The organism is Rhizobium sp. BK049 (assembly GCF_014193135.1).
GTDB lineage: Bacteria > Pseudomonadota > Alphaproteobacteria > Rhizobiales > Rhizobiaceae > Rhizobium.
In genome coordinates this window covers 1-16,995 of the sequence record NZ_JACHYV010000005.1, presented here as the reverse complement: position 1 = coordinate 16,995, position 16,995 = coordinate 1, and the positions used below count along the sequence as shown (strand labels likewise).

Genomic DNA, 16,995 nt, shown 5'->3' with positions numbered 1-16,995 from the left:
GACAAGGCTCAGGCGGCGGCCGTGGAAAGACCCGGATTGGCGTGATGGCAGTCAGTCAGCAGTCCGGGCGCAGCCGTCCTGTTCTTCAAGGCCGGATCCTGTTCGGCGCAGATCGATGTCGCATTCCAGCAGCGCGTTCGAAAACGGCATCCGCTCGGCGGATCGACGGGGCTCGGCAAATCAGTCCGGTTGTTTGATCTCTATAGGGCTTTTCATGATGATTTCATGATGCGGAAACGGGATAGAGATGCCGGCTTTCTTGAAGGCATCCCAAAGCGCCATCAGAACTTGCCCACGAACATTTGTCAGCCCGTTCGCTGGATCCGAGATCCAGAAGCGAAGCCGAAAGTCGAGCGACGAAGCGCCAAAGGCGGTCAGCCAGCAGACGGGTGGCTTATATTGGTTTGCCACCCGGGGCACGGTCGATGCTGTCGCAATGGCGATCTTAACGACTTGATGCGGGTCGCTGTTATAGGACGTCCCGAAGTCAACGTCGATCCGCACATAATCACTGGAGAACGACCAGTTGACGACCTGCTGCGATATGAAGTCTTCATTCGGAATGAGGTACTCCTTGCCATCGCGGGTGATGACGGAAACAAACCGCGAGCGCAGGTCACGGATCGACCCGAACGTGTCGCCAAGGGTGATCGTGTCACCCGGCTTGATCGACTTGTCGATCAAGATGATTATGCCGGATATGAAGTTTGAGACCACCTTTTGAAGGCCGAAGCCGATTCCGACGCCGACTGCGCCTGAGAAAATGGTCAGCGCGGTAAGGTCGACGCCCGTCGCCGACAAAGCGATGGCTCCAGCGATTATGATCAGGCTGATCTTGATGCATTTGCTGATCAACACCTTGATGGAAGGCGATAAGTCGGCCGAGCGCTGAATCCAGTGGGAAAGCATGTTGCCGATGAGGACGGCCAACCAGATCAGGGCGATCGCCAGCACGAGGGCTTTGAGCACAAGCAGAAGCGAGAGTCTCACCGCACCCAAATTAACCGCGAGTCCGTCGAGTGCAGATAGAACCGGGCCGTCAAGACCAACTGCATAAAGAGCGATGTAGCTCCAGCTGCCGATCGCGACGGCGCGCGACAGGGTCGGGTTGCGGATGATCTTGGTCAGGACGGAGATGAGGAACCATGCCGCTGCCAGCGTCAGAGCCGTGGACACAAGCCAGCGTTGTGAGGGCCACGCGCTCTTGCTCAGCACAATGTTGGCGAGCCATAACCAACCGACAAGGAAAAGCCACATCATCCGGCGCATAGGAGCAATGATGACCCGAAGCAGGTCTGGATTGCCCTTGATCAGCCGCGCCTTTGCCTCCATCGCAGGTTCTGTGCGCGACGCAAGTAAGGACGCAAAACCCAAGCCCGCCACGATGATCGCAAGCTGAAAGAACGTCCATTCGTTCAGAATGAATGTCGTTAGCCACTGCTCGGCGACCTCGGTCATCTGCCTGATATTCATGATGATAATCCGATGAATGTCAGCTAGATAAAGCTAGCGCATGAGTTTAGTTCATTTGGAAGAAACAAGCATCAGCATTCCATTTCGTCGTGCTAAAACAAGTCGATGAAACGTGCTCGCGGGTATCGATCAGCTTGCGCGCCTGCGCAGACATGTGCGCAAGATGAGCTGAAGACGGAGCGTCATGAAGCCTACGAAAAAACGCGGCAAGTCACGACTAGACAAGTCTCAGCCATTGCTGCGGCAGCTCGCTGCCGTTCCTGCGAAGCTGTTCGGCGCGTTCCGCCAACAGTACGGCGCCATCTGCTTCCGCTATTGCGATGGCGGGCCGAAGATCGAAATTCTCGTGATCACATCGCGCGAGAGCGCGCGCTGGGTCATACCGAAGGGCTGGCCGATGAAAGGGAAGAAGCCTTTCGAAGCGGCGGCGATCGAAGCCTGGGAGGAAGCAGGCGTGCGCGGGGCGGTGAGAAGGAAACCTGTCGGCCGCTATACCTATCTGAAGGAGTTCGACGACAGCGATGTGGCGCCATGTATCGTCGACCTGTTTCAGATCGAAGTCACCGAGATCGGAAACGACTTCAAGGAGCAAGGCCAACGTATTCTCGAATGGGTCAGCCCTGATGAGGCGGCGCGACGTGTTCGAGAAGTCGAACTCAAGTCGCTGCTCGTCGAATTTGAACCGCGGGGCCAAAAGAAGTCTGACCACGGCTGATAGGGTTGTGGGGCTCTTCCTTCTGGTTACCGTTCGTGGCGGGCTCGGAAGGCAAGTTGACTCTCAATTGCCTTCGCGTCGACGGGCGTGATCATTATCGCTCGAACGGCTCGCCGAGCGAGGCGACGCCATTGAGCTTGAGCAGGCGGCGATCCGCCGAAATGATACCGAGCACGATGATCGTCACCAGATAGGGCAGGCATGCGAGCAGCTGCGAGGGAACGTCGAGCCCGGTCGCCTGGGCGGCAAGCCCGATCAGCGATACTGCGCCGAACAGGCACGCCCCGAGAAAGATGCGGCCGGTCAGCCAGGTTCCGAAGACGACGAGCGCAATTGCGATCCAGCCGCGGCCGGCAATCATCCCATCCGCCCAGAGCGGCGTGTAGATCGTCGCCGCATAGGCGCCGGCAAAGCCAGCCATGACGCCGCCGACAGCGGCTGCGGCGAAGCGGATTGCGACGACCGGGTAGCCGATCGCATGGGCCGCCTTTGGGTTTTCGCCGACGGCGCGGATAATCAAACCGACCTTGCTGTAGGCAAACATCGCCCAGATAACGAGTGTCACGGCCAGCGATAGCCAGACGACGATATCCTGGGTAAACAGGCCGCCGATGACCGGAATATCGGAAAGACCGGGAATGGCGATCTTCGGCAGCGCCCTGACGGTCAGGCTCTCGTAGGTCTTGCCGAACAGTGCCGACAGGCCCTGTCCGAGAATCCCGATCGCAAGCCCGGTCGCGACCTGGTTTGCATTGAAGCCAAGGACGATTGCCGCAAAGATCAGGGCCAAAAGCGCGCCGCCGAGGCCGGCGGCGAGAAAAGCCAGAAAATGGCCGCCGCCATGATAGACGATGATGAAGGCGATGGCGGCGCCGAATGCCATCAGCCCCTCGACGCCGAGATTGAGCACGCCCGCACGCTCGACTATAAGTTCTCCGAGCGCTGCGAGGAGGAAAGGTGTCGCAGCAGCCAGCATTCCGGCCAGAACGAACTCGACGGCGTTCATGCCGGGCTCCTGCTCGCTGCGGGCCGCCAGACAAGACGGTAGCGCACGAAGGCGATGGCGACGAGATAGGCAAGGAGTAGGCTGCCCTGGAAAACCCGGACGGCCGCGACCGGCAGATTGGCGGAGACCATGGCGTTGTCGCCGCCGATGTAGAGCGCCGCCATGACGATTGCAGAAACGACGATGCCGATCGGGTGCAGGCCGCCGAGATAGGCGACGATAATTGCCGCATATCCGTATCCGGTTGAGATCGAGCGCTGCAGCTGACCGAGCGGGCCGGCGACTTCGGCAGCACCAGCAAGACCGGCTGCGGCTCCACCGATCAGCAGGGAAAGCCAGATTGCCCAGCTTTCCCGGAATCCGGCATAGCTCGCCGCGCGCGGCGCCAGTCCGCCGACCTGCAATTTATAGCCGATGAAGCTCTTCTGCATAAAGACCCATGCGGCGATCGACAGGAGAACGGCGAGAACGAGCGCGACATTGACGCGCGTTCCCTCGATCAGGATCGGCACCATCGCGTCATATTGGAACATGACGGACTGCGGGAAATTGAAGCCGTTCGGATCCTTCCAAGGACCGAGCAGCAGATAATTGAGGAGCTGCACGGCAACGAAACTCAGCATCAGCGAAACCAGAATTTCGTTGGCATTGAGCCGGACGCGCCAAAAGGCGGGGAAGGACGCCCAGAATGCCCCGCCCATCATGCCGAGCAGCAGCATCGCCGGCCAGATCCATTGGCCGGTTGCGTCGGGCCACCAGATCGGAATGGCGGAGGCGAAGATCGCACCGAGCACGAATTGTCCTTCGGCACCGATGTTGAACACCTTGGCGCGAAAGCCGAGCGCAAGCCCCTGCGCGATGAGGAGCAGGGGAGCGGTCTTCAGCAGCACTTCGGAGAACGACGCCCATGAATAGAAGGGCTCGATCAGCATAGCATAGACCACCGCAGCCGGATCGCGCCCCATGGCGACGTAAAGTCCGAGATTGAGTACGATGGTGACGAGGAGGGCGATGGGCGGCGCCAGAACGGTGGCGGCAAGCGATGCCCGCTCCCGACGGACCAGAATGGGCAGGGCGGCAAGGAAAGGTCTGCTCATGCGGTGGCTTTCTCGCGCTGCGGCCGGGCTCCGATCATATATCGACCAATCTCTTCCGGGGTGGTCTCACGCGTGACCAGCGGCACACTCAGCGTCCCGTGATGCAGGACCTGGATAAAATCGCTCAATTCGAACAGTTCCTCGAGTTCCTCTGAAATGACTAGGATCGCCATGCCCTCGTTGCGAAGGCGCATCAGCCGCTTGCGGATCGCCGCGGCCGCACCGATATCGACGCCCCAGGTCGGCTGGGCGAGGAAAAGAAGCTTCGGCGCCAGCATGATTTCGCGTCCGACGATGAACTTCTGCAGGTTGCCCCCGGAAAGCGACCCGGCCTCTGCCCCTGGCCCGCGCGTGCGCACGTCGAAGTCCCGGATGCAATCACTTGTGAAGGCCTTCGCCTTGACCTTGTCGAGCAGGCCATGCTTCACAAGGTTCAGCGGGTGCGCGGTCAGCAGGCTATTGAGGGTGAGCGACATCTCGGGAACCGCACCACGGCCGAGCCGCTCCTCCGGGACGAAGGCGAAACCCAGCCGCCGCCGGGCGGCAGCGTCGAGCGCGCCGACATCCTCGCCCATCATGAAGATCCGGTCGCGCTGATCCCGCGGCAACGGGGTTTCGCCCGAAATCAGCGCCGCGAGTTCGCTTTGACCATTTCCCGAAATGCCGGCAATGCCGAGGATTTCGCCGGCGCGCACGGCCAGGCTGACGTTGGAAAGCGGCACGGCGAAGGGGTCCGCCCGGTAATCGAGCCCGACTAGCTCCAGACGCTTTTCACCTTCGACCGAAGGCAGCGCAGGCATCGGTTCCGGCATGTCGCGGCCGATCATCATCCGGGCAAGCTCGTGCGCATCGTGCTCGCGGGGGTCGACGTGACCGGTCACCTGTCCGCCGCGCAGGATCGTAGCGCGATCACAGAGCGACTGGATTTCTTCAAGCTTGTGAGAGATGAACAGGATGGACACGCCACCGTCCCGCAGCCGGCGCAATGTTTCGAACAGCTTTTCCACCGCCTGCGGCGGCAGCACCGAGGTCGGCTCGTCAAGAATGAGCAGTTTCGGATCGGTCATCAGGCATCGGATGATTTCCACCCGCTGCCTCTGGCCGACGGAAAGCGAATGGACATGAGCGTGTGGATCGACTTCGAGGCTGAACTCATGCCCGAGCTTGCGAACGCGTTCCGCAAGATCGCTCTTCTTGCCGGACACGATCAGGCGGATATTCTCGACGACCGTCAGGCTCTCGAACAGCGAGAAATGCTGGAACACCATGCCGATACCGGCGCGCCTTGCCTCTGCGGGAGAGGCAAGGCTGAGGGCTTTCCCGTTCCACGCGACAGTGCCGCTGTCCGGCTGCTCGACGCCGTAGATCAGCTTCATCAGGGTCGATTTGCCAGCCCCGTTTTCTCCGAGGATGGCATGGATGGATCGTGGAGCGACGTCGAGATCGATCTGCTGATTGGCATCGACCGGGCCATAGCTCTTGGTAATGCCGCGCAGCGACAGGAGCGGGCTCGGCATGGCTTACTTCGGCAGCGGCGTCGTGACACCCTTGACGTGCCAGTCCATCGCGACGATCTGGGCGTCTGTCGCCGTGGTCCCCGAAGCGACACCTTCACTGCCATCAGCCTTGATGATCGGACCGGTAAACGGCGAGAAGCTGCCATCGGCAATCTTGGCCTCGATTTCCTTGATCTTGGTCATCGTATCGGCTGGGATTGCAGGGTTCCAATCGACGACCTGGACAACCTTGTCGGCAACACCGAGGAAGGCGTTGGCGCCCTTGAAGGTGCCGGCAAGATGGGCGTCGACCGACGCCTTGAAGAAGGGTGACCAGTCAGTAGCGATGCAGCCGAGATAGGTCTTCTCGGCATATTTCTTCATCGAGGAGTTGAGGTTGAATGCATAAACGCCGGCTTCCTCGCAGGCCGAGATTACCGAGGGCGTATCCTGCGCATTCGAGAAGATCACGTCGCAGCCCTGCGAGATCAGCGCCTTGGCGGCTTCCTGCTCCTTGGCTGGATCGAACCAGGAGTTGACCCAGACGACAGACACTTCGATATCCGGCTTGACGGCCTGCGCGCCCAGGGTGAAGGCGTTGATAGAGGTGATCAGCTCGGGAATGGCAAAGGCCGACACCGAGCCGAGTTTGCCGGTCTTGGAAACGGCCGCCGCCGCCATGCCGAGCAAGTAGGTTCCCTGGAAATATTTCGCTGCGAAGGGCGAGAAGTTCGGTGCGACCTGGAAGCCCGAAGCATGCAGGACGGTCACCTTCGGATTGCGGCGGGCGATCTGCAGCGCGCCATTTTGATAGCCGAAGGAGCCGGCAATCAGGAAATGATTTCCGTCGGCGACGGTCTTGTTCATGATGCGGTCGGCGTCCGGACCTTCGGCGATGTTTTCGATGACCGTGACCTTCACCTGGTCGCCGTAGGCGGCCTTGATCGGGTCGATGCCGGCGGCAAGCGCATGACCCCAGCCGACGTCGCCGATAGGCGAGGGAACGACGAGGGCGATGCCGAGCGGTTCGTCGGCGGCAAGCGCCGAGCGGCCGGCAAAAGCCGTCGCAAGACCGGCAGCCGCCGCGCTCTTCATCAGTGTTCTGCGGGTGAAATTACTGGACATGTCAGTTCCCTCTTTTGGTTTTTAGAATTCGACTGCCTCGAGAGCCGCTTCCGCGGCGGCGAAGAGCTGTGCCTCATCGAGCCCGACAAACTCACCGGCTTGCCAGACGATGCGTCCGTTGATCATGGTCAGGTCGGTCGGCATGCCGATCCCCACCTTGGCAATCAGGCTCAATGGGTCGTGGCGGGTTCCGACATAATCCATCCGCCTGGTATCGATGGCGAAGAGGTCGGCTGCCATGCCGGGAGCGAGCCGGCCGATATCGCTGCGGCCAAGCAGGCTTGCGCCACCCGTGGTCGCGTAGCTCAGGAAATCGACGGGCGCTGGAACCGGATGGGCGCGCGTCGAGGCCGTCAGGCATTGCAGCATATAGGCAGAGTGGATGCAGTGCATGAGGTTGGAATTGTCGTTCGAGGCCGCGCCATCGCAACCGAGGCCAATACGCAGGCCGAAAGCGGCCATTGCGGGTATGTCCGTCACTTCGGCGCCGACCAGATAGACCGGTTCGGGGCAATGGGAGACACCCGTGCCGCTTGCCGCCATCTTGCGCAGTTCCTCGTGTGTCAACTCCCAGCAGTGGGCATAAAAGCTGTCAGGCCCGGCAAAGCCGAGTTCGGCGCAATAGTCGACCGTACGCATTCCATGCCGTGCTTGGATGACGGGACTTTCACCTTCGCCGACATGCGTGTGCAGCCGGACGCCGCGATCACGGGCAAGCGCGACCGATTCGACGAAGGTTTCGCGGTAACAATTGACGGGCTGACAAGGGGCAACGACCACCTGCCGCATGCTGAAGGTGCCGGAATCGTGGTAGCTGTCGATCAGCCGGGCGCAATCGGCGATGAACTCGTCCGTGGTTTCCAGCATGGCGTCCGGGATCGTCGAGCCCTCGGACTTCGGCAGTGTGTTGCCACCTCGTCCCGCGTGGAAGCGCATACCGAGAAGTTCCGCCGCCTCGAACTGGCGATCGATCAGACGCTTTCCGGCGTGGCGGGGGAAGCAATATTGGTGGTCGAAGGCCGTCGTGCAGCCATGCTTGATCATCTCCGCCATGGCCGTGACCGACGAATGATAGAAGCAATCCTCGTTCAGCCGCGAGAAGATCGGATAGATCCGGTCGAGCCATTCGATCACGGAGAGCTTCGTCCAGTCGAGATCGGCGCGATTGCGCACGAAGCATTGGAAGAAGTGGTGATGGGTGTTGACGAGACCCGGATAGACAAACCAGCCGGATGCATCCTGAATGGTCGTATCAGCAGGCAGGGCCTGTTGCGACAGGTTGGTGCCGATCGCCTGGATCGCCGGACCGCAGGTAAGCAGATCGGCGTTCCGGCGCACCGCCGGCCGATTGCCGTCGTCGACGATAATCGCTGCGCAGTTCTTCAGCAGGTACCCCGCCATCTCACTTCTCCTCGTTGACGGGATGAGGGTCGGGTTTCAACTCGTGCAGCCGGTGGATGCCGGGCATTTCGATAAAACCTTCAAGGCTGCGGATGGCGCGCAGCCAAAGCCTAATGTTCGGATAGGGATCGAGCGAGATTCCGCCATCAGGCGCCAGTGCGACATAGGGGAAACAGGCGATGTCGGCGATCGTTGCGCGTTCCGACGCCAGGAACCGCATGTCGCGGAGCCGCTGCTCAAAAAGCCCGGCTTCGAGTTCGCGCAGCGCCGCGACCCCCTGTGCCTGCAGGGCCTCGATATTGCCGGGGCGCAGCAGCATCTGCTGCAGCCGTGCCCCACCGAGATTTGTCGTCAGCCGATGCGAAAAAGAGAGCCATTGTTGCACGCGCGCCGTCTCCTCGGCGGCGCTCAGACCCAGCCAGTCGGGGCCGCATCGAGCGGCGAGATAGGCGAGCATGGCGGAAGATTCGGTCAGCACCAGATCGCCATCCACGAGGATCGGGATCGAGCCTGCCGGATTGAGGGCCAGAAGCTCAGGACCACGATGTTCCATGCCGGGATGGAAATCGACCGGCCGGATATCCAGCTTGACGCCGAGGATCGCTGCCATCAGGCGGATCTTGTAACAGCTCGGCGATAGGATGTAGTCGTAGAGCTTCATTGTGCGACCAGCTGTGCGCCATAGAGATAGTTGCGGCGCTTCAGCCAGCGCCGGTAAGCGATCGATGTCAGGTCGGCCCTTGTCGGAATTTCCATGCCGGGATCGAGCGGCAGAAGCGCCGGGATCTGGTTTTCGAGGATCGACCGATCCTGCAGGAAAATCATCTGTTGAAAATGGATGAGATCCGTCATTGGCGTCACGTCGTCGAAGAGGGCCATCCACGGCCAAACGTCGCAAAGGTCTTCCGCAAGCGGCTGGACGAACAGGGTAATGACATCCCATTCGCCCGGGCGGGGAGGGCAGGTCTTGTAAAGCACCGAGCAGGTCGGGGCCGGCACGCGATACATATACTCGGTGGTTATCCCGCTGGTCGCCGACTTTGCAGCCTGCGGCTGGTAGAACTTCACCTGCGTCGCCCAGACTTCATCCTCTTTCTCGCGGATCTCGACTTTATAATTTTCGACCTCCGTATGCGGCTCGGCGCCGAGGATATCGGTGTGGACGAAGGGAAAATGCGCAATGTCGAGGAAGTTCTCGACTGCTCTTAAGGGGGAGCAGCGTACCCGCACGACACCGACGTCGACGAAGCGGCGGCCGGGCTGATCGGCCTCGGGAATGGCAAAGATCTCCTTGGCGGGGGTACCGAGAGAAGACCAGACATGACCATAGCGGAGGCGAACGGGCAGGGCACGTCCATTGTCCGATGTGACGCGTGCCGCGCCATCAGGGGTGCGTACCACCTCGATGGGCTCGCCCATCAAAGCGGTCTTGCTTCCTGCCTCGGTGAGCCCGCTGACGAGGCTGACCGGGTACCATTCGTCGATCATCGCGCCGGCTCCTTTCATGCCACATCCTTCTGGCGTTTCTCCGCCCGGCGGCGCACCGCTTCGGCGATGCGGGACGCTGTAATCCGATCTGCGACGCTGCGCCCCTGTTCGACCAGGAGATGAATGAGCGTGCAGTCGATCTGCTCCGCCGGCAGCAGCCGGACCCACGGACAGTCAGCGACTGGGATGAGCCCGCCCGCATCGGCTTTTCCGCCGGCCGCCGCCTCAATTGCCGCTATGTCGGCCTCCAGCGTCATCGAGCGTATGGGCATGAGACGATCAAGGCGTGGCGGCGGCATCGCTGGTTCCCCGACCGCCACCCAGACGATGCCATCCGATTCTTCAACTTGCTGAACCGCGACGCGGATCGTTTCCGGCGGCACGAGATCGGGATGAGCCGGGATGCGAACGCATGCTCCCGCCGGAGAATAGCTCCAGCCGTGATAGATGCAGGAGAGGGCCTCGCTCCGGACGAAGCCATGAGACAATCGCATGCCCCGATGCGGACAACGGTCCGAAGAAGCTGATGCGCGCCCGGACTGACTGCGCCAGAGAGCGATGGATCCTGACGGGGTCCAGGCCGGAATCACGGTGGCCGGCGGCAGATCGGCAGAAAGCGCGACAGGCATCCAGGAGCCGGCCGTATCGGAAGGCATGACGGTTATTTCCTCAATCTTACCAGCGGCTTGACACTGCAGACGTAGCGCGGCTTTCCAAGCTTTGCAATCTCAGCTTCAGAGGTTTGCATAAAAGATTCGCATTGGCAACAATGGTTAAATAACGGGCATTAGCTCGGGTGCTGTTCCGGCTGCGGTGTGTCTGTGGCATATACAATCCTGCGCTGAATCGCGTCGACCCAGACGTCGATCGGCCCAAGTGAACATCCCATTTCCAGCATGTCGATCAGTTCGACAGGTCCCGCGACTTCGAGTTCGATCCGGTCGGCGCCGGCATGCAAAAAATCTTGGGAAAGGCCGAGCTTGTCGGCATGACGGCGAATCCACGGGACGAACGAGGCGGACTTGACGTCGCCAAGGATCGTGATCCGTTCGCGTTCGCTCTGCCGTGGTCGTCCCATGGAATTCTCTCGCTCGTTCCGTGCTGACAGCATAGCGCTTCAATGCCGTTGTGAAAGGGGCATGAGGGAAGGTTCTGGTCGTTCCACCGATCGATGCCTAAATATCAATCCTGCGGGCTCCGTGGAGAAGGTGACACCAGCCGTCGCCTCCGTAGTGGTCGCCAAAGGCCGCATCTCAGAAAACGAGCGGCAGATTCTTCAGGTCGACTAGGTAGAGCGGAAGGAGGTGACGACCGAGCTCGATGACACTTCAGCCGGAGACTTGCTCCTATTGCAGGGTCGGTCCTTGAACGAAAAGATATGGCCCGCACGTCGCTCGCGGGCCTTACCTGAACACCCAGAGAAGGTTTATCAGGAAATTAAAGGTGAAGGCCGTCCCTATGCCGAAAAACTTTGCCCATAAGGGCGAGAACCCGACCTGTTGTGCGAGAATCAGCGTCACACAGACATTGATGGACAAGCCGACGAGCGCGCCGATCAGAAACAGTGAAGCGCGCTTGCGGCTTATTGCCTGATTGAAGACATAGCGGCTGGTAATGCTGTAATTGACGGCGGCGGCGATCAGCCAGCTCGATGTCGCCGAAAGGCTGAGAGGCACGCCGAGCACCAGCATGCAATGAAACATCGTGAGGTCGACGAATGCAGCGAGACCCCCAGTGAACACATAACGAATAGCTTTGGAAAAGATCATCCGGATGTCTCCTCTGCCCGAAGCGCCGCGAACACTGGGTCCGAATAGGTTGAAAAGGTCAGCCAGTCCTCCCGCGGCACGTTGGAGCGAATGAGCGGCAGGACACCAGCGCGCCGCGCCGCAAGACCGTCCCGCTCCGGTCTGTCGCCTATCAGCACCGTTTGCGCCGGACCGACACAGGCGCGCTGCATCAGCATCTGCAGGCCCCGCGGATGAGGTTTTTGGATGCCGACGCCGGGATCGCTTGCAGCCAATATGTAATCGGCCGACAAGTTCATCCTGTGCAGCTTCTCGTCGGCAGGATAATCAGAATAGATCCCGATCGCCTTATTCTGCCGTCTAAGACCGGCAAACAACTCCACCAGCCCATCATACCGGCAGGATGCGAGATGGGCGAGCGGACGGCGGCCGATCCATTCGCTGACGATTGCCTCTATCCTTGCCGCGGGCTCGCCGGTTCGCGCGACGATACGCGCCATCAGGTTCGCCTGAAAATCGTCGATCTCCTCCTCGCCGATGGTTTCACGCAAGGAACGGTAAGCGCGCAGCACCCGCAGATTGGTCAGACTGCCCCGCGCCACCGCATGAGCGATCAATTCGCCCGCCATCCGAAGGCGCAGCCTCCTCTGGCTATATAGCGTTCCGTCGACATCAAAGACGACGAGACGGATACTGCCCCAGTCGATATCATTCGCCATGATCATTGGATGGTGATGTAGTGCTGCTCGGTCAGGGTCACTAGAAGCGGAATGTCGACGAATGTCGTGAAGATGAAGGCCGCCACCAGGGCCATGACGATTGCGATCAGCCCTGACTCGCGGAACAGCTTTTCCGGTTTCTGCGCCGTAGAGCCCGGTTTTGTCGCCATCACGAAGTAGGCAGTAAACAGGGCAACGACGAAGGGTAGGACGAGCATGTACTCGATGCGATACTTGACCAGGAAGACGGACAGGAAGGCAATCGAAAAGAGTGAATAGGCAATGCATGAGGCGGTCAGCGAGACCTGCGTATAGTGCGCGAAACTCGCCCGGTAGCTCGACAGCAGATCTTTACCATGGGACGCGACGATCTCGTCATATTCCGACAAGCGCTTGGCCGCCATAAGGAACGCGCCGCCGAACCAGTAGGCGAGGATGATCGATCCGGGCGGCAGGCTCGTTGGGTCGATCATCGACCAGCCGATCACCAAGCGGATGGGATTGTTGATCGATTCCGAGATGACGTCGAGATAGGCCTTATCCTTGCTTCTGATGGGGTCGAGATTGTAGAGGATTCCCTGAATCGCAAACAGACAGGCGACGCAGAAGAGAAGTTTGCTCGAGAGGATGGCGCAGCCGAGGCCGACGATGAGCAGCACGCTCCACTCAAGCTGAACCAGCCTGCCGTTCATCGCGCTTTGCACGGCTGGTCGCTGCGATTTCGTCGGGTGATGCCGGTCAAACTCGCGGTCGAACCACTCGTTGATGCAGTAGTTTGCGGATGCGATGCAGAGCGCGGTCACAAGGCCAAGCAGGACCGAAGACGCCAGGTCATCGTTTCTGACCCCGCGCAGAAGATAGGCGAGGATGATGCCGGGAAGGATGAAGACATGCTTCGTGCTGTGATCGAGCCGTGCAATGGCGATATAGTCGCGCAAGCCCGCTCGGCCTGATGCGGGGACGCTGCGATCACTCGAGCCTGTGTTCATACCAGACGCCTCTTTCTTCGTCAGACGGTCTATTTCTGATCATCATCCAACAGATACACGTCATAGGTTTCGAAATAATTCCCAGGGCCGAGTGTGCTTTCACCGCAGGCCTATGCCGGATGAGAAAAGAGCGAGAAAAGAAGCGAGGCAAGGCCGCGGCGAAAGCGGCGGGCGAAGGAGGTGGTCGAGCTTGACAGCCGGGGCGCCACACTCACCAAAGCAGCCCGCTATACGCAGACGTCAGCCACTGGGTATCCTTCGATGCTGTGGAATAGACGCCGCTGAAGGTCTGCTCGGTCATATTGGTGAAGACGCCAAGCGTTTCGCGGATGAAGGCCGAGGTGGAATGCTCCTGAATGTCGCGCAGCATCGCGAGCACCGAGGGCTCCGGCTCAGAAACGATCTGGCGGAGGCTGCGCAGGGTTCGCCGTCCCTCATATTCCAGCGAGAGCATCACGTGGGCGAGCAGGCCGGTCGGAAGGTTGTGCGCCTGGTTCTGGAAGTAGGATCCGGTCGAGCTTTCGAAGCGCAGGCTTTCCGACAGCAGCATATGCGCAATGCCGACGATGTCCTCTTCCTTTTGCTTGGATGCTTCGATCCCGTCGAGCACGTTGAAGCCCATGATCGGGCTCGTCGGATCGAGCACCATAACCTCGCGGCCAAGGGCGCTAGTGCGGTGTTCGGCCACCATTGGCGCGACCTCGGTGGAGGGATCGAGGCAGATCAGCGGTCCCCTGTAGCGTAGTGCCGTCGGCACCACATTGCTCGTCGTCTTGTATCCACCCGACCCGGCAAAGAACAGCATGTGCGTGGAATCAAAGTCCTGTTTGTAGGTGAGCAACGGGGCCTTGCCGCCTTTCCCCCATGTCGCCAGATCGTTTGGATCGAAGGGCAGGTGGTGGACGATTTCCTTGTCGACTCGGTAGCGCTCGCCGACGACGATTTCGCCATTAGGTGGAAAGAGCTTTGCCACCGCGGACATCGAAAGCCAATCCGCGTTTCCGAAGGTTCCGCGCTTGGCGCGCGTCACCGGTTCGGGCACGACTGTCGAGATGCGCGCGGCCACCGCCACCGCCATGAAGCCTACCAGCGCGCCGATGACGGCAACGACATCCAGATAGGAAAGTGCCTGGTTCCATGCGATCGCGCCGCATTTGACGGACGGGACAAGCCGGCCATATTCGCGCAGTGCATAAAAGCCGGCCACAGCCAGAAAGCAGACGAGGCTCGCTATTGCCACCGGCCTTCGCCGGTGCAGCGGCAGAGCCCATACCGTCAATAGCCCCGCGAGTGGCCCGAACAGAAGCGCCGGCAGAGGCGCGGCCCGCAGGAGCCAATATCCGGTCTTGCCTGTCATGCCGGGGGCCAGTTCCTCCCACCGCCAGCTGACGACATAGGCGGCAAGAGTAGTGACAGCGATCGGCACCAGAACGAGCAACAGGCTCGGATGCGGTTTCCTTCGCGTGGTCATTCGGGCGCCTCCACGATGCCCCGCGAACCGCCATCGAGCTTGGGGATCTTGAATGCTTCCTCTCCAATACCGCGCAAGCGTCGATACTCCGATGAACCCGGGGCGATCCTTGCCAGTTCGAGAAAGCCGCCGAGCAGGAATGCCCGGTCAGCCCTCGTGAGGCCGGCCTTGACGACCAGGCCGCCGAGCAAAAACCTTTCGCGCGCCTCATGCTTGCGATCAGCTGTCACGAGACACCTCCGCCGGCGCTCCAGTGCCGCCAGCTGCTGGTCGACGCGGCGAACCAGATGCGCCATCAGTCCCCTTCTTCTCTCCTTTGCGAAATCGCGCCGCGATCTCCTCGACGAGCGGCGAGATTATACTAACTAGAATAAAATAGTTAAATAGTCTATTTTGCATCAATCTGAAAATGTCGCAGCCGCAATTCCGGTCGATAGGCGCGTTTCGGAAAAGCGGCATCGGCCCTGCGGCCCGATCGATTTGAGGGCGCAATATACGTCGCTGCCGCGACGTGCTTGGAAGGTGTGCGGAGCCATCAGTGCCGATCATGTTCGTCAGAGCGCAGGTGATCAGCAGGGGAGCGGGGCGCAGCGTCATCTCGGCCGCCGCCTATCGCCATCGCGCCCGGATGATAGACGAGCAGGCCGGAACGTCCTTCAGCTATCGTGGTGGGGCGCGGGAACTGGTGCATGAGGAACTGGCGCTACCCGATCAGATCCCGGCTTGGCTGACGGCGGCGATCGGTGGGCAATCCGTTGCCAAAGCGAGTGAGGTGCTCTGGAATGCGCTCGATGCTTCCGAGACGCGGGCGGACGCGCAGCTCGCCCGCGAGCTGATCATCGCACTGCCGGAGGAACTGACGCGAGCGGAGAACATCGCGCTTGTCCGGGAGTTCGTCCGGGACAGCTTCACGTCGATGGGAATGGTGGCCGACTGGGTCTATCATGACAACGACGGCAACCCGCACATCCATCTCATGACCACGCTGCGTCCGCTGACGGAGGACGGCTTCGGCCGGAAGAAGGTTCCTGTTCTTGGCGAAGACGGCAAGCCGCTACGCATTGTCACGCCGGACCGGCCGAACGGCAAGATCGTCTACAGGGTGTGGGCAGGCGACAAGGAAACCTTGAAGGCCTGGAAGATCGCCTGGGCGGAAACGGCCAACCGGCACCTGGCGCTCGCCGGTCATGAGATCCGGCTTGATGGCCGCTCCTATGCCGAACAGGGGCTGGACGGCATCGCGCAAAAACATCTTGGGCCGGAGAAGGCAGCGCTCGCGCGCAAGGGCAGGGAGCTTTATTTCGCACCGGCCGATCTCGCCCGGCGTCAGGAGATGGCCGATCGGCTGCTGGCAGAGCCTGAGCTTTTGCTGAAGCAGCTCGGCAATGAGCGCTCGACCTTCGACGAGAAGGATATCGCCAAGGCGCTGCATCGATATGTCGACGATCCGGCAGACTTCGCCAATATCCGCGCCCGGCTGATGGCGTCGGACGAACTTGTGATGCTGAAGCCGCAGGAGATCGAGGCAGAAACGCTTAAGGTCGCAGATCCGGCAGTCTTCACCACTCGGGGCATGCTGCGCATTGAATATGACATGGCCCGCTCGGCTGAAGTTCTCTCGGAACGAAAGGGCTTCGGTATCTCCGGTGACCAAGTGGCCGCCGCTGTTCAAAACGTCGAACGGGCCGATCCGGCAAAACCCTTCAAGCTCGATGCGGAACAGGTCGATGCCATCCGCCATGTCACCGGCGGCAGCGGCATTGCCGCTGTTGTCGGCCTTGCCGGCGCCGGCAAGTCAACGCTGCTGGCGGCAGCCCGCCTTGCCTGGGAAGGCAAAGGGCGCCGGGTGATCGGTGCCGCCGTTGCCGGCAAGGCGGCGGAAGGCTTGAAAGACAGTTCCGGCATCAAGTCACGCACGCTCGCCGCCTGGGAACTGGCCTGGGCCAATGGGCGCGACACGCTCCACCGCGGTGATGTGCTCGTCATCGATGAAGCCGGCATGGTGGCCTCGCAGCAGATGGCCCGTGTGCTTGACATCGTCGAGGAGGCGGGCGCGAAAGTCGTTCTCGTCGGCGACGCCATGCAGCTACAGCCGATCCAGGCGGGGGCCGCCTTTCGGGCGATCAGCGAACGCATCGGTTTTGCCGAACTTGCCGGCGTGCGCCGCCAGCATGAAGAATGGGCGCGCCAGGCCTCGCGGCTCTTTGCCCGCGGCGAGATCGAGAAAGGGCTCGACGCTTATGCCCGGCATGGTCACCTTGCCGAGG

At 60.8% G+C, this 16,995-nt stretch carries 16 protein-coding genes and 3 pseudogenes; 2 read left to right on the top strand and 17 right to left on the bottom strand.

The genetic code is table 11. From position 1 onward, the window contains the following. Positions 1-8: 8 nt before the first annotated feature. Both FHT70_RS30220 and FHT70_RS06795 read right to left on the bottom strand, forming a co-directional pair. Positions 9-182 (bottom strand): annotated as a pseudogene (locus FHT70_RS30220) (dipeptide/oligopeptide/nickel ABC transporter ATP-binding protein); the annotation flags it as partial. Then, positions 181-1,473, bottom strand: coding sequence for a mechanosensitive ion channel domain-containing protein (locus FHT70_RS06795; protein ID WP_183699740.1), 1,293 nt, complete (start codon positions 1,471-1,473; stop codon positions 181-183). The gene FHT70_RS06795 and the pseudogene FHT70_RS30220, both read right to left, overlap by 2 nt. A gap of 184 nt (positions 1,474-1,657) precedes the next feature. On the opposite strand from FHT70_RS06795, the gene FHT70_RS06790 reads away from it, so the two are divergent. Beyond that, the gene (locus FHT70_RS06790; RefSeq protein ID WP_183699739.1) at positions 1,658-2,188 is read left to right on the top strand and encodes an NUDIX hydrolase; all 531 of its coding nucleotides are present in this window, start codon (positions 1,658-1,660) and stop codon (positions 2,186-2,188) included. Positions 2,189-2,282: 94 nt separating this feature from the next. Here the strand turns inward: FHT70_RS06790 and FHT70_RS06785 are convergent, their stop codons facing one another. From FHT70_RS06785 to FHT70_RS30215, 15 genes and pseudogenes are all read right to left on the bottom strand, one after another. Next, the gene (locus FHT70_RS06785) at positions 2,283-3,194 is read right to left on the bottom strand and encodes an ABC transporter permease (RefSeq protein ID WP_183699737.1); all 912 of its coding nucleotides are present in this window, start codon (positions 3,192-3,194) and stop codon (positions 2,283-2,285) included. Beyond that, complete coding sequence (locus FHT70_RS06780) at positions 3,191-4,291, bottom strand: ABC transporter permease (protein WP_183699735.1); 1,101 nt, start codon at positions 4,289-4,291, stop codon at positions 3,191-3,193. The genes FHT70_RS06785 and FHT70_RS06780 overlap by 4 nt, the downstream gene beginning before the upstream one ends. Beyond that, a complete protein-coding gene (locus FHT70_RS06775) occupies positions 4,288-5,808 on the bottom strand; it encodes an ABC transporter ATP-binding protein (RefSeq protein ID WP_183699733.1) in 1,521 nt (506 codons plus the stop codon). The genes FHT70_RS06780 and FHT70_RS06775 overlap by 4 nt, the downstream gene beginning before the upstream one ends. A 3-nt stretch (positions 5,809-5,811) precedes the next feature. Continuing rightward, on the bottom strand, positions 5,812-6,912 hold the full coding sequence (locus FHT70_RS06770; RefSeq protein ID WP_183699732.1) for a BMP family ABC transporter substrate-binding protein: 1,101 nt from the start codon (positions 6,910-6,912) through the stop codon (positions 5,812-5,814). 21 nt (positions 6,913-6,933) lie between these two features. Beyond that, positions 6,934-8,313: an amidohydrolase gene (locus FHT70_RS06765; RefSeq protein WP_183699729.1), complete on the bottom strand. Its 1,380-nt coding sequence runs from the start codon at positions 8,311-8,313 to the stop codon at positions 6,934-6,936. Position 8,314: 1 nt separating this feature from the next. Next, the gene (locus FHT70_RS06760; protein WP_183699727.1) at positions 8,315-8,974 is read right to left on the bottom strand and encodes a glutathione S-transferase family protein; all 660 of its coding nucleotides are present in this window, start codon (positions 8,972-8,974) and stop codon (positions 8,315-8,317) included. Further along, positions 8,971-9,819 carry an aromatic ring-hydroxylating dioxygenase subunit alpha gene (locus FHT70_RS06755; RefSeq protein ID WP_183699725.1) on the bottom strand — a complete coding sequence of 283 codons (849 nt, stop codon included), beginning with the start codon at positions 9,817-9,819 and terminating at the stop codon, positions 8,971-8,973. Before FHT70_RS06755 ends, FHT70_RS06760 begins: the two co-directional genes overlap by 4 nt. Continuing rightward, positions 9,816-10,457: a Rieske 2Fe-2S domain-containing protein gene (locus FHT70_RS06750; protein ID WP_183699723.1), complete on the bottom strand. Its 642-nt coding sequence runs from the start codon at positions 10,455-10,457 to the stop codon at positions 9,816-9,818. The genes FHT70_RS06755 and FHT70_RS06750 overlap by 4 nt, the downstream gene beginning before the upstream one ends. 131 nt (positions 10,458-10,588) lie before the next feature. Then, positions 10,589-10,879 (bottom strand): acylphosphatase, encoded by a 291-nt coding sequence (locus tag FHT70_RS06745; RefSeq protein WP_183699721.1) that lies wholly within the window; start codon positions 10,877-10,879, stop codon positions 10,589-10,591. A 325-nt stretch (positions 10,880-11,204) separates the two neighbouring features. After that, entirely contained in the window at positions 11,205-11,570 is a 366-nt protein-coding gene (locus FHT70_RS06740) for a GtrA family protein (protein ID WP_183699719.1), read from the bottom strand. Next, on the bottom strand, positions 11,567-12,268 hold the full coding sequence (locus tag FHT70_RS06735; RefSeq protein WP_246721768.1) for an HAD family hydrolase: 702 nt from the start codon (positions 12,266-12,268) through the stop codon (positions 11,567-11,569). Before FHT70_RS06735 ends, FHT70_RS06740 begins: the two co-directional genes overlap by 4 nt. 2 nt (positions 12,269-12,270) lie before the next feature. Continuing rightward, complete coding sequence (locus tag FHT70_RS06730) at positions 12,271-13,257, bottom strand: UbiA prenyltransferase family protein (protein WP_183699717.1); 987 nt, start codon at positions 13,255-13,257, stop codon at positions 12,271-12,273. Between the two features lie 217 nt (positions 13,258-13,474). Then, positions 13,475-14,728, bottom strand: a pseudogene (locus FHT70_RS06725) (type IV secretory system conjugative DNA transfer family protein); the annotation flags it as partial. Then, complete coding sequence (locus FHT70_RS06720) at positions 14,725-14,958, bottom strand: conjugal transfer protein TraD (protein WP_097598974.1); 234 nt, start codon at positions 14,956-14,958, stop codon at positions 14,725-14,727. The pseudogene FHT70_RS06725 and the gene FHT70_RS06720, both read right to left, overlap by 4 nt. Then, positions 14,948-15,076 (bottom strand): annotated as a pseudogene (locus FHT70_RS30215) (TraC family protein); the annotation flags it as partial. The gene FHT70_RS06720 and the pseudogene FHT70_RS30215, both read right to left, overlap by 11 nt. A 190-nt stretch (positions 15,077-15,266) precedes the next feature. Between FHT70_RS30215 and traA the strand changes: the two are divergent. Then, the coding region (traA, locus tag FHT70_RS06710) for a Ti-type conjugative transfer relaxase TraA (RefSeq protein WP_183699713.1) at positions 15,267-16,995 on the top strand (1,729 nt) is incomplete at its 3' end.

What these genes read in the sequence shown, in the direction of transcription:
- FHT70_RS06755 (WP_183699725.1), bottom strand. Translation starts at nt 9,819, where the DNA reads ATGAAAGGAGCCGGCGCGATGATCGACGAATGGTACCCGGTCAGCCTC.
- FHT70_RS06775 (WP_183699733.1), bottom strand. Translation starts at nt 5,808, where the DNA reads ATGCCGAGCCCGCTCCTGTCGCTGCGCGGCATTACCAAGAGCTATGGC.
- FHT70_RS06785 (WP_183699737.1), bottom strand. Translation starts at nt 3,194, where the DNA reads ATGAACGCCGTCGAGTTCGTTCTGGCCGGAATGCTGGCTGCTGCGACA.
- FHT70_RS06765 (WP_183699729.1), bottom strand. Translation starts at nt 8,313, where the DNA reads ATGGCGGGGTACCTGCTGAAGAACTGCGCAGCGATTATCGTCGACGAC.
- FHT70_RS06730 (WP_183699717.1), bottom strand. Translation starts at nt 13,257, where the DNA reads ATGAACACAGGCTCGAGTGATCGCAGCGTCCCCGCATCAGGCCGAGCG.
- FHT70_RS06795 (WP_183699740.1), bottom strand. Translation starts at nt 1,473, where the DNA reads ATGAATATCAGGCAGATGACCGAGGTCGCCGAGCAGTGGCTAACGACA.
- FHT70_RS06745 (WP_183699721.1), bottom strand. Translation starts at nt 10,879, where the DNA reads ATGGGACGACCACGGCAGAGCGAACGCGAACGGATCACGATCCTTGGC.
- FHT70_RS06760 (WP_183699727.1), bottom strand. Translation starts at nt 8,974, where the DNA reads ATGAAGCTCTACGACTACATCCTATCGCCGAGCTGTTACAAGATCCGC.
- FHT70_RS06735 (WP_246721768.1), bottom strand. Translation starts at nt 12,268, where the DNA reads ATGGCGAATGATATCGACTGGGGCAGTATCCGTCTCGTCGTCTTTGAT.
- FHT70_RS06770 (WP_183699732.1), bottom strand. Translation starts at nt 6,912, where the DNA reads ATGTCCAGTAATTTCACCCGCAGAACACTGATGAAGAGCGCGGCGGCT.
- FHT70_RS06750 (WP_183699723.1), bottom strand. Translation starts at nt 10,457, where the DNA reads ATGCCTTCCGATACGGCCGGCTCCTGGATGCCTGTCGCGCTTTCTGCC.
- FHT70_RS06740 (WP_183699719.1), bottom strand. Translation starts at nt 11,570, where the DNA reads ATGATCTTTTCCAAAGCTATTCGTTATGTGTTCACTGGGGGTCTCGCT.
- FHT70_RS06780 (WP_183699735.1), bottom strand. Translation starts at nt 4,291, where the DNA reads ATGAGCAGACCTTTCCTTGCCGCCCTGCCCATTCTGGTCCGTCGGGAG.
- FHT70_RS06790 (WP_183699739.1), top strand. Translation starts at nt 1,658, where the DNA reads ATGAAGCCTACGAAAAAACGCGGCAAGTCACGACTAGACAAGTCTCAG.